We start from the raw sequence: 24,112 nt of genomic DNA, 5'->3' as shown, positions 1-24,112 counted from the left end.
TTATTCTTAACGATAAATGATATCATTTCTTCCCGGTCCGTTAGAAACCATGGTAATCGGATATCCAATCTGTTCTTCAATGAATTCTACATATTTACGGCAGTTTTCCGGAAGGTCTTCGTATTTCTTAATTCCACGGATATCTGTCTTCCAGCCCGGAAGGTTCTTTAATACAGGTTTTGCTTTTTCAAGCTTTGTAGTTACAGGGAAGTCTGTGGTTACTTCTCCGTCGATTTCATATCCTACGCAAACCGGAATCTCATCTAAATATCCTAAAACATCTAACACGGTAAATGCTACATCGGTAGTTCCCTGCATGCGGCAGCCATATTTACTTGCCACACAGTCAAACCATCCCATACGTCTTGGACGTCCTGTGGTTGCGCCGAATTCTCCGCCGTCTCCACCGCGTTTTCTTAATTCATCTGCTTCTTCGCCAAAGATTTCGCTGACGAATGCGCCTGCACCAACAGCAGAAGAATATGCTTTACATACAGTAACAATTTTCTTAATCTCATATGGTGGGATTCCTGCTCCGATTGCACCATATGCAGCCAATGTAGAAGAAGATGTTACCATTGGATAAATTCCGTGATCCGGGTCTTTTAAGGTTCCAAGCTGTCCCTCTAAGAGAATGTTCTTTCCTTCTTTGATTGCCTTATCAAGATATAAAGAAACATCACAGACATACGGAGCTACCATATCACGGTACTCATGTAATGTATTTAACAGCTCTGCCTTGTCCAGTAATGGTTTGTGGTACATATACTCTAACATAATATTTTTCATTTCACAGATACGGTCTACCTTTTCTGTTAAAGTATCTTCATCGAAAAGTTCACTTACCTGGAAACCGATTTTTGCATATTTATCTGAATAAAATGGTGCAATACCTGACTTGGTAGAACCGAATGATTTCTTTCCAAGACGCTCCTCTTCGTACTGATCAAAAAGCACATGATACGGCATAACAATCTGTGCACGGTCAGAAACCAAAAGCTTAGGTGCCGGTACATTACGGTCTGTAATAGACTTCATCTCATTGAAAAGCTTCGGGATATCAAGTGCAACACCATTTCCGATAATACTTGTGGTATGTCCGTAGAACACTCCTGATGGAAGGGTATGTAATGCAAATTTTCCGTAATCATTTACGATAGTATGTCCTGCATTTGCACCACCCTGGAAACGGATAATAATATCTGCTTCCTTTGCAAGCATATCAGTAATCTTGCCTTTTCCTTCATCTCCCCAGTTTGCACCAACTACTGCTGTAACCATTTTTATTTCCTCCTTATAATAAGAAATATGTTCTTCTCGCTGCTCGCGTAACTATGAGAAACACGCTTTACGAGCTACTCGCGGAGCGTTTTTTACTTTACAGGAAAGCAATTTCCTGTAAAGCAAAAAAGAACCGGTGTAAAAACCAGTTCTCTGCTTCTTACTTTCTGATTATACCGAATCAGATATTATAAGTAAAGTCAATATTCCTTATACTCGACATAAGTTTTACTTATGTTGCAGTAATTTCAACAATTTTTCTGCTGCTGCAGTCAACGGAACCCTGTCATCTGAAACAATACAGAACTGTCTGGCAGGAATCTTCTTATTAAATGTAATCTGAAACAGTTCCCCCTTTTCAATTTCTTCCTGGGCAAAGTCCCTGACCACATTTGCTATGCCAAGGCTCCTTTTCGCAAACTGTATCAGCATATCGCTGGTGGCAAGTTCTATCTCCGGATGAATCACAACGCCTTCTCCCAGCAGAAATTCCTCTACATATTTTCTGGTAGAGGTATTTCCCTCCAGGCACATAACCGGCAGATGTTCCAATTCTTTATAGCTTAATTTACCGCCCTTTAAATATTCAAATTTTCGTCCTGCCACAAAGACATCTTCTATCTCACGCACCGGAATCACATGCATATTCTTCGTTGTCTCCATGGGCGTGCTGACTACACCAAAATCAATTCTGCCGCTCTGCAGATATTTCAGTGTCTCCGGTGTCGGTGCATTGGTAACTGTAATTCTGATTTTCGGATACTGCTCATGAAACTGTTCCAGATAAGAAAGCAGATAAAACTGCAGTGTCATATCGCTGGCTCCGATACATACTTCTCCGCTGGTCAGCTCCTGCATTTCAAGGAATTTGCGTTCGCCTTCCCGGATGGTCTCATAGCCCCGCTGCACATAGCCGTAAAGTGTCTGCCCCTCTGCAGTCAGACGCACCCCTCTGGATGTCCGCATGAAAAGGGTGGTTCCCAGTTCCCGCTCCAAATTACGGATTGCCTGGGACACTGCCGGCTGTGAAACATTCAGTTCTTCTGCTGCCAATGTAATACTGTGAAGTTTTCCTACATAATAAAAAAATTTGTAATATTCTAAATTCGTATTCATGAGCGAATTATACCATAATTAAATTGATTTTTACATTGTCATTTTTATTTTACCAATGTATACTAATCCCGTTTCCAAAGAATATAGTACTTTTTTCTCATATAGTGCAGAACATTTCTGCAAAAAATTATGAAAGGAGCTTATAATTATGACGAAAGATATGACAACCGGAAATCCACTGAAATTAATTCTTTTCTTCTCACTTCCTGTATTGTTCGGAAATCTGTTCCAGCAGTTCTACAGTATGGTAGATACCATCATTGTAGGACAGTTTTTGGGAGAAGATGCCCTGGCTGCTGTAGGTGCAACCGGTTCTATTATGTTTCTGGTACTTGGTTTTGCATCCGGACTTGCCCAGGGATTCGGTGTTATGGTATCACAGGCTTTCGGTGCAAAGGATGAAAGCCGTTTAAAGCATATTGTTGCTTTATCCTTCCTCTTAACCATAATCATTTCCGTGGTTCTTACCGCATTGACTGTTACTACTTCCCGGGAGCTTTTAATCTTTATGAACACACCGGATAATATTCTTGATATGGCAGACTCTTATATCCGGGTTATCTTCTGGGGTATCATTACCAGTATGATGTACAATGTTGTTTCCGGAATTTTAAGAGGTGTTGGTGACAGCAAGACTCCATTATACTTCCTGCTGTTTTCCTCCGCTCTTAATATTGTGCTGGATTTATTCTGTATTGTAACTTTAAAATTAAATGTTGCAGGTGCTGCATATGCCACCGTAATCTCACAGGGTATTTCCGCTGTTCTCTGTCTTATTTATATGTACCGTAAATTCACGATTCTCCGCACCAGAAAAAGTGATTACTACATCGACCGCGTGACAACCGCCCAGATGATGGGACTTGGTATCCCGATGGCTTTGAACTACTCTCTGATAGCTGTTGGTTCCATGATTCTTCAGTCTGCAGTAAATGTATTTGGTTCCAGTGCTGTTGCAGCCTTTACTGCTGCATCCAAGGTAGAACAAATTTCTACCCAGCCAATGCCAGCTCTTGGAACCACAATGTCTACTTACTGTGGTCAGAACTTAGGTGCCGGAAAATACGAACGCATCTTCGATGGCATGAAGAAGGCCTTTGGAATCGCCCTTGGAACTGTTGCAATTGCTGCATTCATCTGTACTGTATTTGGCCGTTCCATTGTTTCCCTTTTCTTAAGCGAACCGACGGAAGCCATTTACAGTTATGCCACACAGTACTTAAATACCATCAGCTGCTTTTTCTTCTTTCTTGCTCTTATTTACCTTTATCGTACTTCTTTGCAGGGACTTGGAAAAGGTATCATGCCTATGGTCAGCGGTATCTTTGAAATGATTTGCCGTGTCGGTGTCGTATGGCTCCTTTTAAATCCATATGGATACTGGTCAGTCCGTCTGGCAAGCCCGGTAGCATGGATTGGTGCCGGTGTACCACTTATGATTTCCTATCTTGTTTGGAAGAACCGGAAAAAGAAACAGCTCTGCAGTCAGGCTGTATAAAATCCTGAGCCTGCAATGCTGCAGCACGCAGAAAAGAAGCCCCATCCTCTGAATCATCAGACGATGGGGCTTCTACTTATTTACGCGAGTAGCTCGCAAAGCGTGTTTCTCGTAGTTTACTTATTACTTATTTCATATTCCAGTTTATGCAACCGGATTTCCGCACTTGGTACAAAACTTATTTCCAGCTACAAGCGGAGCACCACATTTACTGCATACCGGCTGTACTGGCTGCTGTGGCGGCATTGGCTGTCCCTGGAACTGTCCCTGCTGCTGTGGCGGCATTGGCTGTCCCTGGAACTGTCCCTGCTGTGGTGGCACATTTCCATACATATTCTGCTGTGGCATTCCCTGATATCCGTTCATCATTTTCTGTCTGATTAATGGTTTCTCAGCTTGAAGTACGTTGATAATAATCAACAGATCCAACACTACAATTGCCAGAATAAACAATATATTAAATATAAATCCGGCTGTAACTTTCGCTGTACAGTAATTATCTGTTGCTTCCTTATTTACTCCGACGCAAAGTGCAATCCAGAAAATAAAGTCAACAACTGCACAGCTTCCGGATGCGATTGCAGCAATTTTGTCTTTTAATACGCTCTTTAAGCACCAGAGAGCCAGCATAGCGATTGGAAGCAACAGCATTATAATGCAGATTACTTTTGGATCTGTTACACTTTCACCCTCTATCTTAATACCTGTCATAGCTTTAAAAGCGCTGATTTTAATATTTCCATATCCTGCACAGGATACCATAAATGATGGCACAAAGAAAAATACCATTAATAAAATAGATAACAGACGAATGATATTTTTCACATGAATGTGCTTTGTAAAATCATTTCCAGAATTCATTTCCTTCTCCTTTAGTTTCCAAACTGAGTTAAATTATCAGTTACTTCGTAAGTATAATCAACCTTCTGAGTTACAACCAGATCATTAAACATCTGTGCCCCATCTGTATAACCATCAACATTATACCATCCGTCATCATACTCTAAATCAGTATATCCTTCGATATCACCGTATGTATTGAAACTCTGGCTTCCATCAGATAATGCCATTATATTTGTATATTTTACCGGGAAGTATACAACAGTTGGCTCAAATGCACTTTCTGCACTGGTTACAGTTGTCGAAAATACCAGATAAAGGACGTTCGTATCACCCCATGTATCACTGTTTTTTGCAACCAGATAATAAGAACCTTCATAACTGAATCCGGAATTTCCAATATAGGAATTGTTATTTGCAAAATATGCATCTAACGCATCTGTTGCTTCATTTTTCATGGAATCCAGATTGTCTGCTGAAATATCTGCAGCAGATGTTACATAAGAATCTACTCCGGATACAGTATATTCTTTTGATGTCTGTGTGAATTTGTAACCATTTGCCAATGCATTCTCTTCTGATTCATCAACTGTTAAAGTTACGGTATCTCCGACATCAAGACTGTCATAATCTTCAAAATTGAACCACAGATAACGTAAGTAATCATCATCTGAATTATTGGTCCAGTCTGGATATACATAAGGTGGTGTTCCTGAGAAGGTTACCTCGATATCTTCAAACGGATCAACTTCTTTTACTTCTTCCAGTCCTTCTACTGTAAATTCCTGTTCTTTGGAAAGAATTTTAACTCCTGCTTTTTTCTCATAATCTTCATTCCATGAAGCAGTAACGGTTACCACATCACCATTTGACAGGTCTGAATCCGGTTTCACATCAAAAGTAATACTGTCAATCAAATCCCAATTACTACTTCCCATCAAATCTGTGAGGTCACTCCAGTCAAGGTCATCAAGAGATTTTACATTTTTAAGTTTCTTTCCCTGTGCCTTGATAACAGCTTCACTGAATCCGGTCTCGTCAAAATCAACATATGCTGTTCCCGCTGTTTCATATCCGTTATACTCTACAGAAATATAATCGTTGATATTTACTTTCTTTTTCTGATTCTTCACTACCACAAGTGCAACAATTGCAACTACTACAACTGCAATGACTGCAATAAGCAATGCCCATAACTGTTTCGTCATCTTAAATGGTTTCTTAGGCGGGCGTGCCTGCTGTGGCTGTCCCTGGAACTGTCCCTGCTGCGGCTGCGGCTGTCCCTGGAACTGTCCCTGCTGTGGTCTTCCCTGGAACTGTCCCTGGAACTGTCCCTGCTGTGGTCTTCCCTGGAACTGTCCCTGCTGCGGCTGACTCTGGAACTGTCCCTGCTGCGGCTGTCCCTGGAACTGTCCCTGCTGCGGCTGTCCCTGGAACTGTCCCTGCTGCGGCTGACTCTGGAACTGTCCCTGCTGCGGCTGACTCTGGAACTGTCCTTGCTGCGGCTGTTCCTGTACCGGTGTTTTCTGTTCTGCCGGCTGTTCCTGTACCGGTGCTTCCTGTTCTGCCGGCTGCTCCTGTACCGGTGTTTCCTGCTCTGCCGGCTGTTCCTGTACCGGTGCTTCCTGCTCTGCCGGCTGTTCCATCTCCCCTTTTAATTTCTGGCCACAATTTGGGCAAAAATCTGCATCATCACCCACTTGTGTGCCACAATTACCACAAAATGCCATTTTCATTTTCCTCCTTCGTTTTACCATGATATGTTACTTGCTTTTATACATTAACAAGTTAAACTATTTCAATTCTACACAATATTTTGTGGTTGGTCAATCAATTTTACCAAGAATTTACACTTTAAATCCTATAATTTTCTTGCACAGGCAAGTGCTAATGCTCCCGGTCCGATATGGCAGGATACATTTAAAGAAAGCGGATCCATCATAATGTCTGTAATCCCAAATTCTGCTTCCACTTCTTTGCGGAATTCCATCGCTGCACTTATATCTCCAGTGTATGCAATACAAAGCTGCATCTCATCCTGACACTCCTTAAAGCGGGATGCATAGTCATCTTTTACTGCTTTTATCATAATGCTTTTTGCCTGCTTTACCGTTCTGGCTTTTGCAAAAGCATCCAGCTTTTCACCCTGAATCTGTAATACCGGTTTTAATTTCAACAATGTTCCCAGTGCTGCTGCTGCCGGTGTAATTCTTCCACCTTTTTTCAGATAGTAAAGGGTATCTACCATGATATAAATGCTGGACTGGAATTTTGCATCCTCTAAAATATCTTTAATCTCTTTTCCGCTCTTGCCACTCTCTGCCAGCCTGATTGCATCAAATACGGACTGTTTCTGTGTTACAGAAATTCTCTGATTGTTTACTACAAAAACCCTGCCCTCATACTCTTCATCTGAAGATAATGCTGTTGCTGTCTCACAGGAACTGCTCAATCCACTGGATAAAGGAATGTATACTATTTCATCATATTCTTTTAAAAGCTCATCCCAACGGTCTGTAAGGTCTCCTACTGCCGGCATGGATGTTGAAATCTCTGCTCCATCTGTCAGATGCTCATAAAATGTATCCTGTGTCAGATTGATATCCTCAAACAGTGTTTCACCATTTATAAAAAAAGGCATTGGTAATACGCTAATCCCTAACTGCTGCGCTTCTGCCTGACGAATTCCACTGGAACTGTCTGTAAGAATAACTACCTTTCCCATTTTTCTTCCTCCTTGCTGTTCAGACTTCATGTTACACAATGAAATAATTGTAACATATTTTGCAAATCAAAACAACTGCCCCCAAAAAACTAACATCAGGAAAAAAACTGCATAGTAAAACTCCTGACTGCATTATCCGCAGCCAGGAGCTCTCTATCCTTACTTTTCAGTAATATATTTTATTTTCTTATTACATCATTCCCATACCTGGGTTTCCTGCCGGCATTGCAGGAGCATCTTCTTTGATATTTGCTACAACAGATTCCGTTGTAAGTAATGTAGATGCTACAGATGTTGCATTCTGCAAAGCACTTCTTGTAACCTTAACCGGGTCAAGGATACCAGCTTCTACCATATCTACATATTCTTCTGTTGCTGCATTAAATCCGATACCAGGAGCGGACTCTTTTACTTTATTAATAATAACTGCACCTTCAAGACCTGCATTTGCGGAAATGTAATACAATGGAGCCTCCAATGCTTTTAAGATAACCTTTGCACCGGTCTTCTCATCACCTTCCAATGTCTCAGCAAGCTTTGCAACCTCTTTGGATGCATGGATGTATGCAGAACCGCCACCTGCGATGATTCCTTCTTCGACTGCTGCTCTTGTTGCATTCAAAGCATCTTCCATACGAAGTTTTGCTTCTTTCATTTCTGTCTCTGTTGCAGCACCAACACGGATAACTGCTACGCCGCCTGCCAGTTTTGCAAGTCTTTCCTGTAATTTTTCTTTATCAAATTCAGATGTTGTCTCTTCAAGCTGTGCACGAATCTGGCCGATTCTTGCCTGGATTTCTTCTTTATTTCCTTCACCATCAACGATAACGGTGTTCTCTTTCTTAACCTTAACAGATTTTGCACGGCCAAGCTGTGCCATAGTAGCATCTTTTAATTCCAGACCAACTTCTTCTGAAATTACCTGACCACCGGTAAGGATAGCGATATCTTTTAACATTTCTTTTCTTCTGTCGCCATATCCTGGAGCTTTTACTGCTACAACGTTAAATGTTCCACGCAGTTTATTTACAATCAATGTAGTTAAAGCTTCACCCTCGATATCTTCAGCAATGATAAGAAGTCTGGAACCGGACTGAACAATCTGTTCTAACAGTGGAAGGATTTCCTGAATGTTGCTGATTTTCTTATCGGTAATTAAGATGTACGGCTCATCTAAAACTGCTTCCATCTTATCCATATCTGTGCACATATATGCGGAAATGTATCCACGGTCAAACTGCATACCTTCTACCAGGTCAAGCTCTGTCTGCATGGTCTTGCTCTCTTCAATGGTAATAACACCATCATTGGAAACTTTTTCCATTGCATCTGCTACCATGTTGCCAACGCTTTCATCACCTGCGGAAATAGATGCAACTTTTGCAATCTGGTCTTTTCCGGTTACTTTAGAAGACATTGCTGCGATTGTTTCAACTGCTTTTTCAGTTGCTTTCTTCATACCACGTCTTAAAACGATTGGGTTTGCACCAGCCTCTAAGTTCTTCATTCCTTCCTGAATCATTGCCTGTGCAAGAACGGTTGCTGTTGTAGTACCATCACCAGCAACGTCATTGGTCTTGGTTGCTACTTCTTTTACAAGCTGTGCGCCCATATTTTCGAATGCATCTTCCAATTCGATTTCTTTTGCAATGGTAACACCATCATTTGTGATTAATGGAGCGCCATATGATTTATCCAGTACAACGTTTCTTCCTTTGGGTCCGATTGTTACTCTGACTGTATTTGCCAGTTTATCAACTCCAGCCTCTAATGCTGTTCTGGCTTCTGTTCCATATTTGATTTCCTTTGCCATAATTTCTTACCTCTTTCTTCTATTTTCCTATTTTATTATTTGTTTTATTTACCAATTATCAATTCGATTATTCTACTACTGCAAGAATATCATTCTGCTTTACGATGATATATTCTTCGCCATCCAGTTTTACTTCTGTTCCGGCATATTTAGAATAAATAACCTTCTGTCCTTCTTTTACCTGCATGGTAACTTCTTTGCCATCTACCACTCCGCCAGGACCAACTGCGATTACTTCTGCTTCCTGTGGTTTCTCCTGTGCAGCACTTGCTAAGATAATTCCGGATTTGGTTTTTTCCTCTGCTTTTAACTGTTTTAATACAACTCTGTCTGATAATGGTACTAATTTCATGATTCATTGCCTCCTTGATTCGGTCTCTTTGTTTTCTTTCTTTTTTATTAGCACTCATTCAAACCGAGTGCTAACTGATAGTCATATAATAGTTTCTGCGTCTCTTTTTCGCAAGCCTGACCATTTTTTATTTTTCTCTTGTTTCCTTATATTTACTCTTAATATCTCGTTTTTTCTCTCGTTTTCTCACTTTCTGTAATTTGTAACGATTTAATACTTTTTTTAGATTTGTTTATGAAATCAGTCCAAAATGCTCCAATCCCTTATAAATGCCGTCTTCGTGCAATGGTGCTGTGATATAATCCGCTGCTTCTTTTGCTGCTTTGGTACCATTTCCCATGGCAATTCCATGCTGCACATGCTTTAACATTTCCACATCATTGATACTGTCTCCAAATGCATAGGTATCTTCTTTCTCAATACCAAGAAGCTCACAGGTTTTTTCGATGCCGGACGCTTTGGAAAATCCTTTTGGAACAAACTCTGCACATGCCGCATCATGCACCAGCGGTGTGAAATTCTCTTCCAGATGGGAAAGTACCTTAAGATAAGTATCATCCGGTGTGGAGCAGGAAAACTTACTGATTTCCATAATTGCTTCATTTCCCGTTACCGGCAGCAAATCCTCTCCCAATGTCTCTTTTAGTTTCAAGCCATAAGGGTCTTCTTCAAATTCTTCCAGATCCATATACAAATTCCGGCTTCCCTCATATACCGTAGGAATTCCATACTCTTTTAATATATGTATGGTATCCTCTATCAATTCCTGTTCTAATTTTTTATAAAAAAGTGTTTTTCCATCCATCTCTATCCAGGTACCGCAGCCTGCCACAATTCCGTCGAATCCCAGTGTCAGCAATCTTTCATCCTGAATAAATGCTCTGGTTCTTCCGCTGCAGAGAAATGCCAGATGTCCATTTTCCCGCAGCTTCCGGATTGCTTCCTTTGTGCTCTCCGGTATCACAAAATGCTCGTCCCACAATGTTCCATCAATATCAAAAAATACTGCTTTCCTGCTCATTCTCTTTATGTCCTTTCGCTGTTTTCTTCTCGCTCTTTTTGTCACAAGGGTTATTTTATGCCCCAAAAGCAGAATGTGTCAACCACGAAAAAGCCGCCTGCCACAGCTCACCCTCCGGTGCACCATAGTCAGACGACTTTCTTCTATCATTATATTGTAATTTTCATTACTGTACGGAAAGATAAGAATATCCCATCAGACTTTCGTCTACTTCACGGGCTGCTTCTCTTCCTTCACGGATTGCCCATACAACCAGGGACTGTCCACGATGCATATCTCCTGCTGTAAAGACATTTTCCACATTGGTCTTGTAATGACCGGCTTCTGTTGCCACATTGGTTCTGGCATTTAAGTCTACGCCGAATGCTTTGGCAATGTAATCTTCTGTTCCAAGGAAGCCTGCTGCAATCAGAACCAGATCACAATCTAACTTGCTTTCGGAGCCCGGTACTTCCACCATCTGCATCCGTCCGGTCTTTTCATCCTTTTTGCCCTCTAATTTTACGGTTTTTAATCCGCAGAGCTTACCGTTCTTGTCTTTTAAGAACTCTTTTACGGTTGTCTGGTAAATACGAGGGTCGGAACCGAACATGGCAATTGCTTCTTCCTGACCGTAGTCTGTCTTGCAGACTCTTGGCCACTCCGGCCATGGGTTGTTCTCTGCACGCTCATCCGGTGCTTTTGGCATCATTTCAAGCTGGATGACACTGGCTGCGCCGTGACGGATAGAAGTTCCGACACAGTCATTTCCGGTATCTCCACCACCGATGATAACTACTTTCTTTCCCTTGGCAGAAATATATTTGTTATCTTTAAGCTCGGAATCTAAAAGGCTCTTGGTAGTTGCCTTTAAGAAATCTACTGCAAAGTAAATGCCTTCTGCATCTCTGCCCGGAGCTTTGATGTCTCTTGGATTCTTTGCTCCACAGGCTAAGATGACACGGTCATATTCTTTTAAGAGTTTTGCCGGCTTGATGTCTTTTCCAACATTGGTATTGGTAATAAACTCGACACCCTCTTCTTTCATTATATTAATCTTACGGTCAATAACCCATTTTTCCAGCTTCATATTCGGGATTCCATACATCAAAAGTCCACCGACACGGTCATCTCTTTCAAATACGGTAACGGAATGTCCTCTTTTATTCAACTGGTCTGCTGCTGCAAGTCCGGCAGGACCGGAACCGATGATTGCAACCTTCTTTCCGGTACGGACTCTTGGAGGTTTTGCTGCAGCATATCCTTTTTCATAGGCATTTTCAATGATTCCATGCTCATTTGCCTTACAGGTTACCGGGTCTTCCCAGTGTCCACAGGTACAGGCTGCTTCACAAAGTGCCGGACATACTCTTGAGGTAAATTCCGGGAAGTTGTTGGTCTTGGTCAGACGGTTATATGCCTGCTCCCAGTTGTTGGTATACAAAAGGTCATTCCACTCCGGTACCAGATTATGCAGCGGACATCCGCTGGTCATTCCCATGATATTCATACCAGCCTGGCAGAACGGCACGCCGCAGTTCATACAACGTGCTGCCTGTACTCTTTGTTTCTCTTTTGAGAGAGGGGTATGGAACTCGTTAAAGTTCTTGATACGCTCCTTTGGTGCAACCGCTGCTGCATTCTCTCTGTCATATTCCATAAATCCTGTTGGTTTTCCCATTTTGCGTCCCCTCCTTAATTTCTTGTATTCGCATAAAATGCTTCAATCTGTGCCTGTTCGGAAGACAATCCTTTTTCTTCCATCTGAACAATTGCCATTAACATACGGTTATAATCGTATGGAATTACTTTCTTGAACTTCGGCAGATACTCACTGAAGTTATCTAAGATTTCTTTTCCCTTTTCAGAATTGGTCAAAGCTACGTGTTCTTTAATCATATCTTTTAATTCCATAACATCATATTTGTTTCCGACTTCTTCTGAGAATACCATTTCCTTATTGATTCTGGTATAAAGGTCGTTGTCCTCATCTAATACATAAGCGATACCACCACTCATTCCGGCTGCAAAGTTTTTACCAGTCTTACCAAGGATAACCACACGGCCACCGGTCATGTATTCACATCCATGGTCACCGACACCTTCTACTACTGCAGAAGCTCCGGAATTTCGTACGCAGAAACGTTCTCCTGCCACACCACTGATAAATGCTTTACCACTGGTTGCACCGTAAAGTGCTACGTTACCGATGATAATATTTTCATCCTTCTTATATTTCACACCTGCCGGAGCGTAGACAACCAGTTTTCCACCAGAAAGTCCTTTTCCGAAGTAATCGTTGGAATCTCCTACCAGCTCTAAGGTAAGTCCCTTTGGAATGAATGCGCCAAAGCTCTGTCCGCCGGCACCGGTACATTTTACGATAAAGGTATCTTCCTCTAAAGTATCGTCATATTTCTTTGTAATCTCGGAACCAAAGATGGTACCAAAGGAACGGTCTGTATTGCTTACTTCTACATCAATGCTTCTCTTCTGTTTCTTATCCAGTGCAGAAGAAAGCTGTTTTAACAGTACAGTTTCGTCCTTGGTCTTCTCCAGTTCGAAATCGTATACATGTTTTGGATCAAATGTAACTTTCTCCTTTGGTCCTGCAAACGGGTTATTCAAAATCTTGGAAAGGTCGATTTCTTTTTCCCGGTCTGTCAAATCCTCTCTTACCCGGAGAAGGTCACTTCTTCCTACCATTTCATCAATGGTACGGCAGCCTAACTTCGCCATGATTTCTCTTAATTCTTCTGCAATAAACCGCATGAAGTTTTCTACATATTCCGGTTTTCCCGCGAAACGTTTCCGAAGCTCCGGATTCTGTGTTGCGATTCCGGCAGGGCAGGTATCCAGATTACATACACGCATCATCACGCATCCCATGGTTACCAGCGGTGCAGTTGCAAATCCGTACTCTTCTGCTCCAAGCAATGCAGCAATTGCTACATCACGGCCGCTCATCAGCTTACCATCTGTCTCGATTCTTACCTTATTACGAAGTCCGTTCATAATCAGAGTCTGGTGTGTCTCTGCAAGTCCAAGTTCCCAAGGAAGTCCTGCATTATGGATAGAACTGCTTGGTGCTGCACCGGTACCACCGTCATATCCGGAAATCAATACTACCTGCGCTCCTGCTTTGGCAACACCGGCTGCGACTGTACCCACACCTGCTTCTGATACCAGTTTTACGGAAATTCTTGCATCACGGTTGGCATTCTTCAAATCGTAAATCAACTGCTCCAAATCCTCGATGGAGTAGATATCATGATGAGGTGGCGGCGAAATCAAGGATACACCCGGTGTGGAAAGTCTTGTCTTTGCAATCCAAGGATATACTTTCTTGCCCGGAAGGTGTCCACCTTCACCAGGTTTTGCACCCTGTGCCATCTTAATCTGAATCTCTTCTGCACTGACTAAGTAACGGCTGGTTACACCAAACCGGCCGGACGCTACCTGCTTGATTGCAGAACATCTGTCTAAGCTTGTATGTTTACTTGCGATACGGTCCGGATCTTCTCCACCCTCACCGGTATTGGATTTACCATGTAAATGGTTCATGGCAATTGCCAGTGTTTCATGGGCTTCCTTGGAAATAGAACCATAGGACATCGCACCTGTTTTAAATCTTGTTACAATAGAATCTACGCTTTCTACTTCTTCAATTGGAACACCTTTTTTCGGGAAATTGAAATCCATCAGTCCACGAATATTTGCATCACGCTCTTCGCTGTTCACAAGATCTGTGTACTGTTTGAAAAGGTTGTAATCTCCACGTTTGGTTGATTCCTGCAGAAGATGGATGGTTGCCGGATTGTAAAGATGGCTGTCTGCGCCACTTCTCATCTTGTGACGTCCCTTGCTGTCTAAAGTAAGGTCTGTCTCTAATCCCAATGGATCATAGGCTGCAGAATGCAGAGTATCTACATCTTTTGCAATGTCTTCCAGTGTAATTCCACCGATACGGCTTACGGTATTTGTGAAATATTTATCAATTACTGCGGAGTCAATACCAATTGCCTCAAAAATCTTAGAACCCTGATAAGACTGAATGGTTGAAATACCCATTTTGGAAGCAATTTTTACGATACCACTGATAATTGCCTGATTGTAATCATGGATTGCTGCATAGTAATCCTTGTCTAACATATGCTCGTCTACTAACTGCTTTACGGTATCCTGTGCCAGATATGGGTTGATTGCACAGGCACCATAACCAAGCAATGTTGCAAAATGATGTACTTCTCTTGGTTCACCGGATTCCAGAATCATGGCAACTGCAGTTCTCTTCTTGGTCTTTACCAGATGCTGCTGCAGTCCGGATACTGCCAGAAGGGATGGGATTGCCACATGGTTCTCATCAATGCCACGGTCGGAAAGAATCAGGATATTTGCACCGTCACGGTATGCACGGTCTGCTTCTACAAACAGATGATCCAATGCTTTTTCCAGGCTTGTATTCTTATAATATGTAGTAGGAAGAACCACAACCTTGAATCCTTCTACTTTCATATTTTTAATTTTCATCAAATCTGTGTTGGTAAGAATCGGGTTATCTACCTTTAATACCTGACAGTTAATCGCCTTTTCTTCCAGCAGGTTACCATCTTCTCCGATATATACGGTAGTGGATGTAACCACTTTCTCACGAATGGAATCAATTGGCGGGTTTGTTACCTGTGCAAATAACTGTTTGAAATAATTAAACAGTGGCTGATGGTCTCCTGCCAGTGCTGCCAGCGGAGTATCAATACCCATTGCAGAAGTTCCTTCTCCTCCGTTTAATGCCATCGGAAGGATTGCTTCACGCAGTGATTCGTAAGTATAACCGAATGCTTTCTGCATTCTCTGACGCTCTTCTTTGGTATATTCCGGAACACGCTGATTTGGAATCTTTAAATCCTCCAGTTTAATCAGGTTACGGTCAAGCCATTCACCATAAGGCTGTTTGCTTGCGTAATACTCTTTTAATTCATCATCATTGATGACTCTTCCCTGGATGGTATCTACTAAGAGCATTTTACCCGGACGAAGTCTTTCTTTTACAACAATCTTGGTCGGATCAATATCAAGCACTCCAACCTCGGAAGAAAGAATCAGCTGGTCATCATCGGTAATATAATATCTGGAAGGTCTTAATCCATTACGGTCAAGAACGGCTCCCATGACATCTCCATCTGAGAAAAGAATGGAGGCTGGTCCATCCCACGGCTCCATCATGGTTGCATAGTACTGATAGAAGTCTTTCTTCTTCTGGGACATGGTATTGTTATTTGCCCATGGCTCCGGAATCATAATCATAACTGCCAGTGGTAAATCCATTCCACTCATTACTAAGAACTCTAAGGTATTATCTAACATTGCTGAGTCAGAACCTTCGGAATTAATAACCGGAAGGACTTTCTGCAGTTCCCCTTTCAGTTCTTCGGACTCCATGGTCTCTTCACGGGCAAGCATCTTATCTGCATTACCTTTGATGGTATTAATCTCTCCGTTATGTACGATGAAACGGTTCGGATGTGCTCTCTCCCAGCTTGGATTGGTGTTGGTTGAGAATCTGGAGTGTACGGTTGCGATTGCAGATTCATAATCTTTATCCTGAAGGTCTGCAAAGAACTGACGCAGCTGGTCTACTAAAAACATTCCCTTATATACGATGGTTCGGCTGGAAAGGGATACTACATAAGTGTCATCATTGGACTGCTCGAATACCCGTCTTGCCACATACAGCCGGCGGTCAAAATCAAGTCCCCTGGCTACTTCAGCTGGACGTCTTACAAATCCCTGCATGATATATGGCATACAGTCTACTGCTTTCTGTCCCAGTTTATCCGGGTCAGTCGGAACTTTTCTCCATCCTAAGAATTTCATTCCTTCCTTTTCCACGATAACCTCAAACATTTTCTTTGCCTGATTCCGTTTCAGCTCATCCTGTGGGAAGAAAAACATTCCGACACCGTAATCTCTTTCTCCACCAAGTTCAATTCCTGATTCCTTTGCTACCTTGGAGAAAAATTTGTGTGATACCTGAAGCAGAATACCAACACCGTCACCGGTTTTTCCTTCTGCATCCTTACCAGCTCTGTGCTTTAAGTTCTCTACAATCTTTAAAGCATTCTCTACTGTAGCATGGGATTTGATACCTTTGATGTTTACCACAGCTCCGATACCGCAGTTATCATGTTCAAAATTCGGATTATACATACCCTGTGCTACTGCTGTACTTTCATTCCACTGTTCTGTCATAATCGTTCCCTTTCTGCTTTCTCTTTATTTTCTGTCTTACTTTGTTACCTGCACTCTGCTGCTTTAAAGTGCTTTTATTTTCTGAACTAAGTTTACACCCGGCATAATATACTTTGCAATAGTTTTTTTCTTGCTATTGTCTGATTATTAGACAATTCATTTTATATTCTTTTATTGTATTTATATTTATCATTTTTTTGCATATAAAAAAGGCTTATCAAAACAATTCAACGTGTTTTTTGTTGAAAATATTTTTTCATAAGCCTTTTAAATTTGCCTGTTATTTTAAATTGTGTCTGAATTGTTTCTATGTTATTCTGGAATTTCTTAGGAAGGTTTTGAGTGTATCTGCCTTTTCATCGAATACGGATATTACATAAGGACTGTAAGGGGCACTGGGAATTTCGATATACTTTTTTACCTATCCGGCAACCGGTGCAAATTCACATCCATGTTCATATGCACCTCGCCGGCACATCCCTGTGCCAGCGTTGCCAGTATATCAAACGAAATTCCAAGTGCCCCTAACAGCCCTTATTATATATCTGTATTTCGATGAAAAGGCAAATAAGCATCAATATCCATAAGATTTACCATGTTTTTAATACCATCTGCAGTAGCTGCATTCCCCTTAAAGGCATCAGAATCATCACTACAGCCATCATACACCCAGGATAAAGCCATATGAGTAATTACATAAGCATAAGGACGAACATTCTCCTGCATCATGTTATACATACCCTTATCACTTTCATATCCCGGTCCACCATATCCATAGTAGGCTACTGCTGAAAGCAATGCATCATTGGATACCGAAGCGGTATATTGTCCATTGCTCGGATTTGCTTTACTTGGTTCCAGACAATAAACTACAGTTCCATCCGAAAGACTATACTGGTGTGTCTGATAGCCATTGTAATTAATCGTCTTTCCTACGGTTAAATCTACATTAAAATCATAGTTTCCAGAGGCATAAGTTTTAACTACCAATCCCTCATCGGCACTGTTAAGAGCAATCTGCTCCGCTTCATGCTCTTTGTTTTCTTCTTCCGCCTTGCGTACCAGTTCATCAAAGTTATCTGAAAGAATCGATTCTTCCTGCTCCGGTAAACTTTCCGCAAAAGCAGTCAGCGGACTGGCTGCCATACAGACACATAATGCTACAGCTATGGACGCTTTTAACTTCTGTTTTACGCTAAATTTCTTCATACTTTCCGTTTTCCTCCTTCCATTTGCTAAAAGAAAGCATATCCTTGTGAAAATACTTTTCACAAGATGTTACGGTATTCGTCAAAGTCCTGTACAAGTACAGACTTTTCCTCATTACACGCACAAAAAAAGAACCGATATCATTATCAGTTCCCAGTTACCTTTATATTTTGTTTTCTATCCTCCCTTCCGCTAAGCTATACGTACCGGATTCCGGTACAAATATCTATAAAAAAAGGACTCAAAGTAAAATCACCTTGAATCCTTCTCTTACCATCTTTATATAGAATCTATTCCATTAATTAATGGATATGCCGGAACCTACCGGTCCGATTTCTCCACATCCACTGCACTGTGCATAAGGTGCCACATCCTGCACCCATACCTGCTTGGTTTCTGCGTCATGGTGCTTTGTTCCGGTCTGCACTCTTTCTCCGGTGCTATAATATCCGCCTTTATCTTCTCCAGCAAGTATATGTGCTTCAATGTGGTCTCCAATTTGTTCCTCTGACCAACTGCTTATATCAGCATTACAAGTGCTGCAGCGTGTAATCTCACGCATTTCATATACTGGCTCGTCCCAGGCTTCTTTAACAACCTGTGTCTCATAATGACCGCTGCCCTCATGCAGCACCCACTTATGTTCATGCGCCGGAGCTGCATTATTGTTAGAAGCATTGGTGTTGCTATTGCTGCTTCCAGTTGTTCCACTGGAATTACTGGTAGTTGTTCCGGCTGATGCAGTGCTACCTGCACTTGCCTTATTGCCGGAATTGCTGTTGCTCTTATTTGATTTGCTTGTATTATTGTCAGATGGCTGTGCTGCAGTATTCTCTGCACTGGAAGTATTGCTCTCCAGTTTTCCAGTGGTCTCCTGCTCTGCAACTGCCTCTGTTTCCGGCTCTTCTGTCTCTGCCACCCCTTCGGTAGCTTCTGTATTTATAACAGATTCCTTATCAGCGGTAGTATCTTTTTTCCCGCCGCAGGCTGCCATACTTACTGTTACCATCAACATTGTTACAATCATCGCTAATCTTTTCTTCATAATGATTCCTCCCATCAGCTTTTCTTTTTTTGTCAATTATAATATAACAAACACTACAGCTTAACCATATTGTCGATTGCCTCTTCCACCGCAGCATTTAAACTTTTTCCATGCTCCATAGCATAGATTGCAATAGTTCTATGCAATTCCGGACTAATTCTTACATTAAAAGTCCCCTTATAAGGTTGCTCTGGCTCAATATTTCTCTCCTTACAATCCTCAAGATATTCATCCACTGCATTATGGAAATCCTGCTCTAATTCCTTTACGGATGCCCCTTCATAGGAAATCAGCGATTTAATACCGATTACTTTACCAAATAAACAATTATCTTCTTTCGAAAACTCTACTGTACCATTATAATTTTTGTATGATAGTAAGTCACTCATAATATGCCATCCTTTGATACCATTTCATCAAATGTAAAGTCTTTTAGTTTCTGCAAAAGTTTCTCTAATAATTTGTCCTTTCTGCTCATAAATTACTTCTCTTTTTATATTATACTCCCTGCTCACAGCAGATGCGACTAAAATTAGTTGCACTCACATATCTACCTTTTATACCTTACCATTAAAAACATTCTGTTCTGACATCATCCCAGCAAAACTCTGGATGTATTATTTTCTGATGTTCATCTATTTCACATATTCTTGAATAGATTTTATTCCCATACAGTTCTTTTATCTCTAATATCTCTTTCGACATTTCATATTGACCTACCTTAAATTGTGTACCATACAATTTCTGACAACAGTCTACCGCTATATTCAAATTTTGAAAACGCGAGGTTTCACGTACCTCGGCTATAAGTGTATTAATATTCTTTTCTAATGGATATTTGTTTTGCGTATCCGAAAGATATGCTGTTTCATTATTATATATCGGGCAATATAAATAACATTCATCCTCTTTCCGAATTAACGAAATATCGAAAAAATTTCGGTCCACATTTAATGTATAAGTATTTAATTCCAATAAAAAAGTTAAATACTTTCCAAAATCATTCAATCTTGTAATACTTTTTACATCATCCACAAATTTTTCTATTCTATTTTGCAAAGGCAATGCTTCCAATCTTTCTTCTACAAACTTTTTGTACTTCATCTCATATAAATTTTCTGTAGTAACCAATTGCTGTCCTAATTGCAAAAAATCAATGGATACACAACCATTAAAAGTATCTCCATTATAATTAATAATTTCTAACTGATATGACACATAATCCTTAATATTTGAATGTTTCAATATTTTTGATACTGCATATTCCACTGCACCCTCATACCCTAAGGAATCTGCTTTATACCATTTACCACCCATGCCAAACTCTAATCGTTTTCCTTTTAACGAATATCCAGTACCTGTGGATCCTACCATATTATTAAACACATACATAATTTTTACCTTTACTTCTCTTTTCCGCCATGGAAAGCCAGCACCAATAACACCACAATCAGCACGCTCTCCACCACGGTGCATATGACGCTTCCCGTCATGGATGCATCCATGAAATGAAACAGCTTTGTCTCGCTTCGAAGTACCGATACCAGATTCGTTACCATATGGGCTGCCATGGCTGCGCCAAGCCCTTCCTGTTCCATGATGACTGCCAGCAAGAGTCCTACCGCTGTGGCATATAGGAACTGCACCAGATTAAAATGCATGGCTCCAAATATTACTGCCGATAATACAACTGCCGCCTTCACTCCCAAAAACGCTTTCAAACGCTGGTAAACGATGCCACGGTAAAGAAGTTCCTCTAAGAACGGAATTATGATACAGGTTCCAAGGATTTCTAATGCCAGAGTACTGCCGTAAAAAGCAGCACTTACTTCCTGATAGCTCTGTGATGTTTCTTTTAAGCCGGTATATCCGATAAGATTATTTAACACTACGCCAAATAAGCCTGCGGCTGCTGCAAATAAAATGGTTCGTGGCAGATTTGCCATTTTCCCGCCATCTTCTTTCCGATAGAAAGCATAGATAAAGGGAAATGCTATCACCGTTGCAATAATCTGATAAATCATATAATTTTCATTGGTCATTGTATGCATGAGATTTAACACAAACATCACAACATTTGTTACTACAAAATAAATACCGATGGGATAAATCACTTCCCAGATGCGAAGTAGCTTATAATCTTTCAATATATTCTGCCGCCTCCTCAATACTGTCACAGATTGCGTTTGCTCCAGCCTCCTGCAACTCTTCTTTCGTTCCGAATCCATAAGTGATACCGATGCAGTCCATATGTGCTTCTTTGGCTCCTGACACATCAAATCTGGTATCTCCAATCAATACTGCTTCGGTGGTATCATAAATATGCATACGCTTTATCGTTTCCTGCAGCACCTCATATTTGCTGTCTATTCTGCCATCCATTGTGGCTCCCACCACTTCATCAAAATAGGAGAGGATGTGGAAATGCTCCAAAATACGCCGGCAGGATTCTTCCGGCTTGCTGGATGCCAGTCCGATACGATAGCCTTTTCGCTTGAGAGATTTCAAAGCATCCTCAACACCATCAAAAAGGCTGCATTCAAAGATACCGGTTGGATGATAGCGTTCCCGGTACTTGGCTACTGCCGCTACTGCGGTCTCTTCATCCATGCCATAATGTTCCATAAAAGTATTTTTAAGTGGCGGTCCGATAAAGAATTCAAGCTTATCTGCATCCGGTTCGTCAATACCATATGCCTTTAGGGCATACTGGGCACACTTTGTTATTCCTTCCTTGGAATTGGTAATGGTTCCATCCAAATCAAATAAAACAATGTCTTTTCTGCCCTTCAGTTCCTGTTTCATCTGAAGCACCGTCTTTTTTAACACCGGATGCCAGAGATATGGTGCGATTTCACACAGCGGTTCTAACACAAACAGGCGGTTTGCCATATCAATATGCGGAATCGTAAGTTCCGGGGTAGATATCACTTCATCATCATAAAATAAAATATCAAGGTCTATCGTTCTTGAGCCCCAGCGCATCTTACGCTCCCGGTTGCCATGAGCTTCTATGGCATGAAGCTTCTCCAATAATTCTTCCGGTGTATACAGGGTTCGAAGTTCCAGACATCCATTGAAAAATGCGCCCTCCGCCACGCCGCCGTATGGTTCTGTCTCAAGAATATCGGATATACGACCTACCTTACAGTCTTCTAAGTTCCGCAGTTCTTCAACGGCATCTTCAATATATTTTCTCCGGTCGCCCATATTGGAACCAAAGGCAAGATATACCTTATGCCAGCCCCGTTCTATTTCCACTGCCACATCTGATAAAGGCAGTCCCACCGGTGCCCATGGTTTATGTATGGAAAATTTTAATTTCTGAATCAACGGAAAATGCAATAACACTGCCCGTGCTGTCTGCTCTGCTGCAGCTTCAATCAGCTTATAGGTATGTGTCGTCAGAAATTCTGTTACAAAATGGCTGACTTCTCCATAATTTACCGATTCTGTCAAATCATCCGAATATCCTGCTTTTCTGGTTGGTAAATAAAGTTCCATATTGATTAGAAACTTCTGTCCAAGCTTTGTCTCCTCCGGAAACACTCCATGATTTGCAAATAGTTCAAGATTTTCTATGATAATCTTATCCATGTAATCCTCCATCCCTGATTGCTTCTGCCATCTTAATTGCCTCTGCATTGGCACGCACATTGTGTACGCGGACAAATCCGCAATGTGCCCATACGGCATAAGCACTGGTTACTGCTGTGGCTGTATCACGTTCCTTTGCCGGAACATCCAGCGTCAGACCGATTACCGACTTCCGGGATGTGCCAAGCAGCACCGGATAGCCCAGTTCATTCAGTTCTCCCACGCATCGGATAGCTTCTAAATTATTCTCATAAGTCTTGCCAAATCCTACACCCGGGTCTGTCATGATGCCATCTTCACGAATCCCCGCTTCCTTTGCAAGACGTAATGTTTCCCGTAAATCATTTTTCATATCTTCCATAAAGTTCTTATAATCTGCTTCCTTGCGGTTGTGCATCAGACAGCATGCGGCATCATATTTTGCAATCACGCCAGCCATTTTATCATCTGCTTTCAGTCCCCAGATGTCATTTAAAAGATGTGCTCCTGCCGCAAGGTTAGCCTCTGCCACCTTACTTTTATAGGTATCTACGGAAACCGGCACATCAAAACGGCTTACAATTGCTTCTACCACCGGAACAGTACGCCCAATTTCTTCTTCATCAGAAATCTTTGTATAACCCGGTCTTGTGGATTCTCCACCCACATCGATGATATCTGCCCCCTGTGCCATCATTTCTTCTACATGCTTTAATGCAAGGTCTAACTGGTTATAACTTCCCCCATCCGAAAAAGAATCCGGTGTTACATTTAAGATTCCCATTACATAAGTATGATTTGCTGTGTCAAATGTCCGATTGCCTATTCTCATTTTTCTTCTCCTTTTATGCTGTCTGTAGAACCTGCTACCAACAGCTTCTTGCGGATGCCTGGCAGCTTAAAACCAGGTCTCCGGTTTATTTTTCTCTTCTTCACTCCACTTGCAGCTGTCTGCTGCTTCACAGGCAAAGCACATACGGGATGCCTTATCCGCCCATTTCATAAGCTGTGTAAATGCTGTCTGCCATAATTTCTCCCCGTGCAGCTCACTGCAGGTCTCCCTGCGGTGAGCCAGAATTGCCTGGCAGATGATAGCTCCTTTTTCCTTCGGATAGCCTATAGTCGCAAAAATCTCTCCTGCAAATTCGGCAGATGCCGCTGCATGAGAGATTCCCTGTTCATATTCTTTCATACGACCGATATCATGAAGCAGGGCATAAAGATATATCATCTCTTCATCCAAACCAAGCTGCTCCTTTAAATTGCGAATCTGTGCCAGCCGTGCCACATCCATAAAATGTTCCATATTATGTCTGCAATAGATTCTGTCCGCTTCCAGACGGGCAATTTTCTTTACGTTTTCCCGGTATTGCTCCTGATGCAAAAGTCTTACTACATATTCCATTTC

19 protein-coding genes are annotated in these 24,112 nt (G+C 41.5%); 1 reads left to right on the top strand and 18 read right to left on the bottom strand.

Annotation, left to right across the window (positions count from 1 at the left end; genetic code table 11):
* Positions 1-6 precede the first annotated feature (6 nt).
* Together DWY37_RS09470 and DWY37_RS09465 are read right to left on the bottom strand one after the other, a co-directional pair.
* Complete coding sequence (locus tag DWY37_RS09470; RefSeq protein WP_118087328.1) at positions 7-1,281, bottom strand: adenylosuccinate synthase; 1,275 nt, start codon at positions 1,279-1,281, stop codon at positions 7-9.
* Between the two features lie 228 nt (positions 1,282-1,509).
* Complete coding sequence (locus DWY37_RS09465) at positions 1,510-2,397, bottom strand: LysR family transcriptional regulator (protein ID WP_117698476.1); 888 nt, start codon at positions 2,395-2,397, stop codon at positions 1,510-1,512.
* Positions 2,398-2,545: 148 nt separating this feature from the next.
* Between DWY37_RS09465 and DWY37_RS09460 the strand changes: the two genes are divergently transcribed.
* Complete coding sequence (locus tag DWY37_RS09460; RefSeq protein ID WP_118056844.1) at positions 2,546-3,895, top strand: MATE family efflux transporter; 1,350 nt, start codon at positions 2,546-2,548, stop codon at positions 3,893-3,895.
* Between the two features lie 144 nt (positions 3,896-4,039).
* Here the strand turns inward: DWY37_RS09460 and DWY37_RS09455 are convergent, their stop codons facing one another.
* From DWY37_RS09455 to DWY37_RS09380, 16 genes are all read right to left on the bottom strand, one after another.
* On the bottom strand, positions 4,040-4,756 hold the full coding sequence (locus DWY37_RS09455) for a zinc ribbon domain-containing protein (RefSeq protein ID WP_117698475.1): 717 nt from the start codon (positions 4,754-4,756) through the stop codon (positions 4,040-4,042).
* An 11-nt stretch (positions 4,757-4,767) separates the two neighbouring features.
* Positions 4,768-6,465, bottom strand: a complete 1,698-nt coding sequence (locus DWY37_RS09450; RefSeq protein ID WP_158561493.1) for a zinc ribbon domain-containing protein — start codon at positions 6,463-6,465, stop codon at positions 4,768-4,770.
* A 131-nt stretch (positions 6,466-6,596) separates the two neighbouring features.
* Positions 6,597-7,460 carry a DegV family protein gene (locus tag DWY37_RS09445; protein ID WP_117698472.1) on the bottom strand — a complete coding sequence of 288 codons (864 nt, stop codon included), beginning with the start codon at positions 7,458-7,460 and terminating at the stop codon, positions 6,597-6,599.
* A 190-nt stretch (positions 7,461-7,650) separates the two neighbouring features.
* Entirely contained in the window at positions 7,651-9,273 is a 1,623-nt protein-coding gene (gene groL, locus DWY37_RS09440; protein ID WP_022242509.1) for a chaperonin GroEL, read from the bottom strand.
* A gap of 67 nt (positions 9,274-9,340) precedes the next feature.
* A complete protein-coding gene (gene groES, locus DWY37_RS09435; RefSeq protein WP_022242508.1) occupies positions 9,341-9,625 on the bottom strand; it encodes a co-chaperone GroES in 285 nt (94 codons plus the stop codon).
* A 232-nt stretch (positions 9,626-9,857) separates the two neighbouring features.
* The gene (locus tag DWY37_RS09430; protein WP_117698471.1) at positions 9,858-10,646 is read right to left on the bottom strand and encodes a Cof-type HAD-IIB family hydrolase; all 789 of its coding nucleotides are present in this window, start codon (positions 10,644-10,646) and stop codon (positions 9,858-9,860) included.
* Positions 10,647-10,812: 166 nt separating this feature from the next.
* Positions 10,813-12,306 (bottom strand): glutamate synthase subunit beta, encoded by a 1,494-nt coding sequence (locus tag DWY37_RS09425; protein WP_117698470.1) that lies wholly within the window; start codon positions 12,304-12,306, stop codon positions 10,813-10,815.
* A 14-nt stretch (positions 12,307-12,320) separates the two neighbouring features.
* The gene (gene gltB, locus DWY37_RS09420) at positions 12,321-16,874 is read right to left on the bottom strand and encodes a glutamate synthase large subunit (RefSeq protein WP_118542360.1); all 4,554 of its coding nucleotides are present in this window, start codon (positions 16,872-16,874) and stop codon (positions 12,321-12,323) included.
* 537 nt (positions 16,875-17,411) lie between these two features.
* Positions 17,412-18,083 (bottom strand): thioester domain-containing protein, encoded by a 672-nt coding sequence (locus tag DWY37_RS09415; protein WP_117699341.1) that lies wholly within the window; start codon positions 18,081-18,083, stop codon positions 17,412-17,414.
* A 298-nt stretch (positions 18,084-18,381) separates the two neighbouring features.
* Entirely contained in the window at positions 18,382-19,128 is a 747-nt protein-coding gene (locus DWY37_RS09410; protein WP_118544486.1) for a hypothetical protein, read from the bottom strand.
* Positions 19,129-19,181: 53 nt separating this feature from the next.
* Positions 19,182-19,517 (bottom strand): type II toxin-antitoxin system HicB family antitoxin, encoded by a 336-nt coding sequence (locus DWY37_RS09405; protein WP_022242502.1) that lies wholly within the window; start codon positions 19,515-19,517, stop codon positions 19,182-19,184.
* A 181-nt stretch (positions 19,518-19,698) separates the two neighbouring features.
* Complete coding sequence (locus tag DWY37_RS09400) at positions 19,699-20,604, bottom strand: hypothetical protein (RefSeq protein ID WP_118544487.1); 906 nt, start codon at positions 20,602-20,604, stop codon at positions 19,699-19,701.
* On the bottom strand, positions 20,532-21,275 hold the full coding sequence (locus DWY37_RS09395) for a CPBP family intramembrane glutamic endopeptidase (protein WP_158552057.1): 744 nt from the start codon (positions 21,273-21,275) through the stop codon (positions 20,532-20,534). The genes DWY37_RS09400 and DWY37_RS09395 overlap by 73 nt, the downstream gene beginning before the upstream one ends.
* On the bottom strand, positions 21,262-22,725 hold the full coding sequence (folK, locus tag DWY37_RS16355) for a 2-amino-4-hydroxy-6-hydroxymethyldihydropteridine diphosphokinase (RefSeq protein WP_330408301.1): 1,464 nt from the start codon (positions 22,723-22,725) through the stop codon (positions 21,262-21,264). The genes DWY37_RS09395 and folK overlap by 14 nt, the downstream gene beginning before the upstream one ends.
* Positions 22,718-23,536, bottom strand: coding sequence for a dihydropteroate synthase (gene folP / locus DWY37_RS09385; protein WP_117698165.1), 819 nt, complete (start codon positions 23,534-23,536; stop codon positions 22,718-22,720). Before folP ends, folK begins: the two co-directional genes overlap by 8 nt.
* 66 nt (positions 23,537-23,602) lie before the next feature.
* On the bottom strand, positions 23,603-24,109 hold the full coding sequence (locus DWY37_RS09380) for an HD domain-containing protein (RefSeq protein WP_117698166.1): 507 nt from the start codon (positions 24,107-24,109) through the stop codon (positions 23,603-23,605).
* Positions 24,110-24,112 lie beyond the last annotated feature (3 nt).

This window comes from Roseburia sp. AF25-13LB, from assembly GCF_003478915.1.
Classification (GTDB): domain Bacteria; phylum Bacillota; class Clostridia; order Lachnospirales; family Lachnospiraceae; genus Roseburia_C; species Roseburia_C amylophila.
Note: the sequence above shows the minus strand (reverse complement) of the source record. Positions and strands in the feature narration are given on the sequence as shown.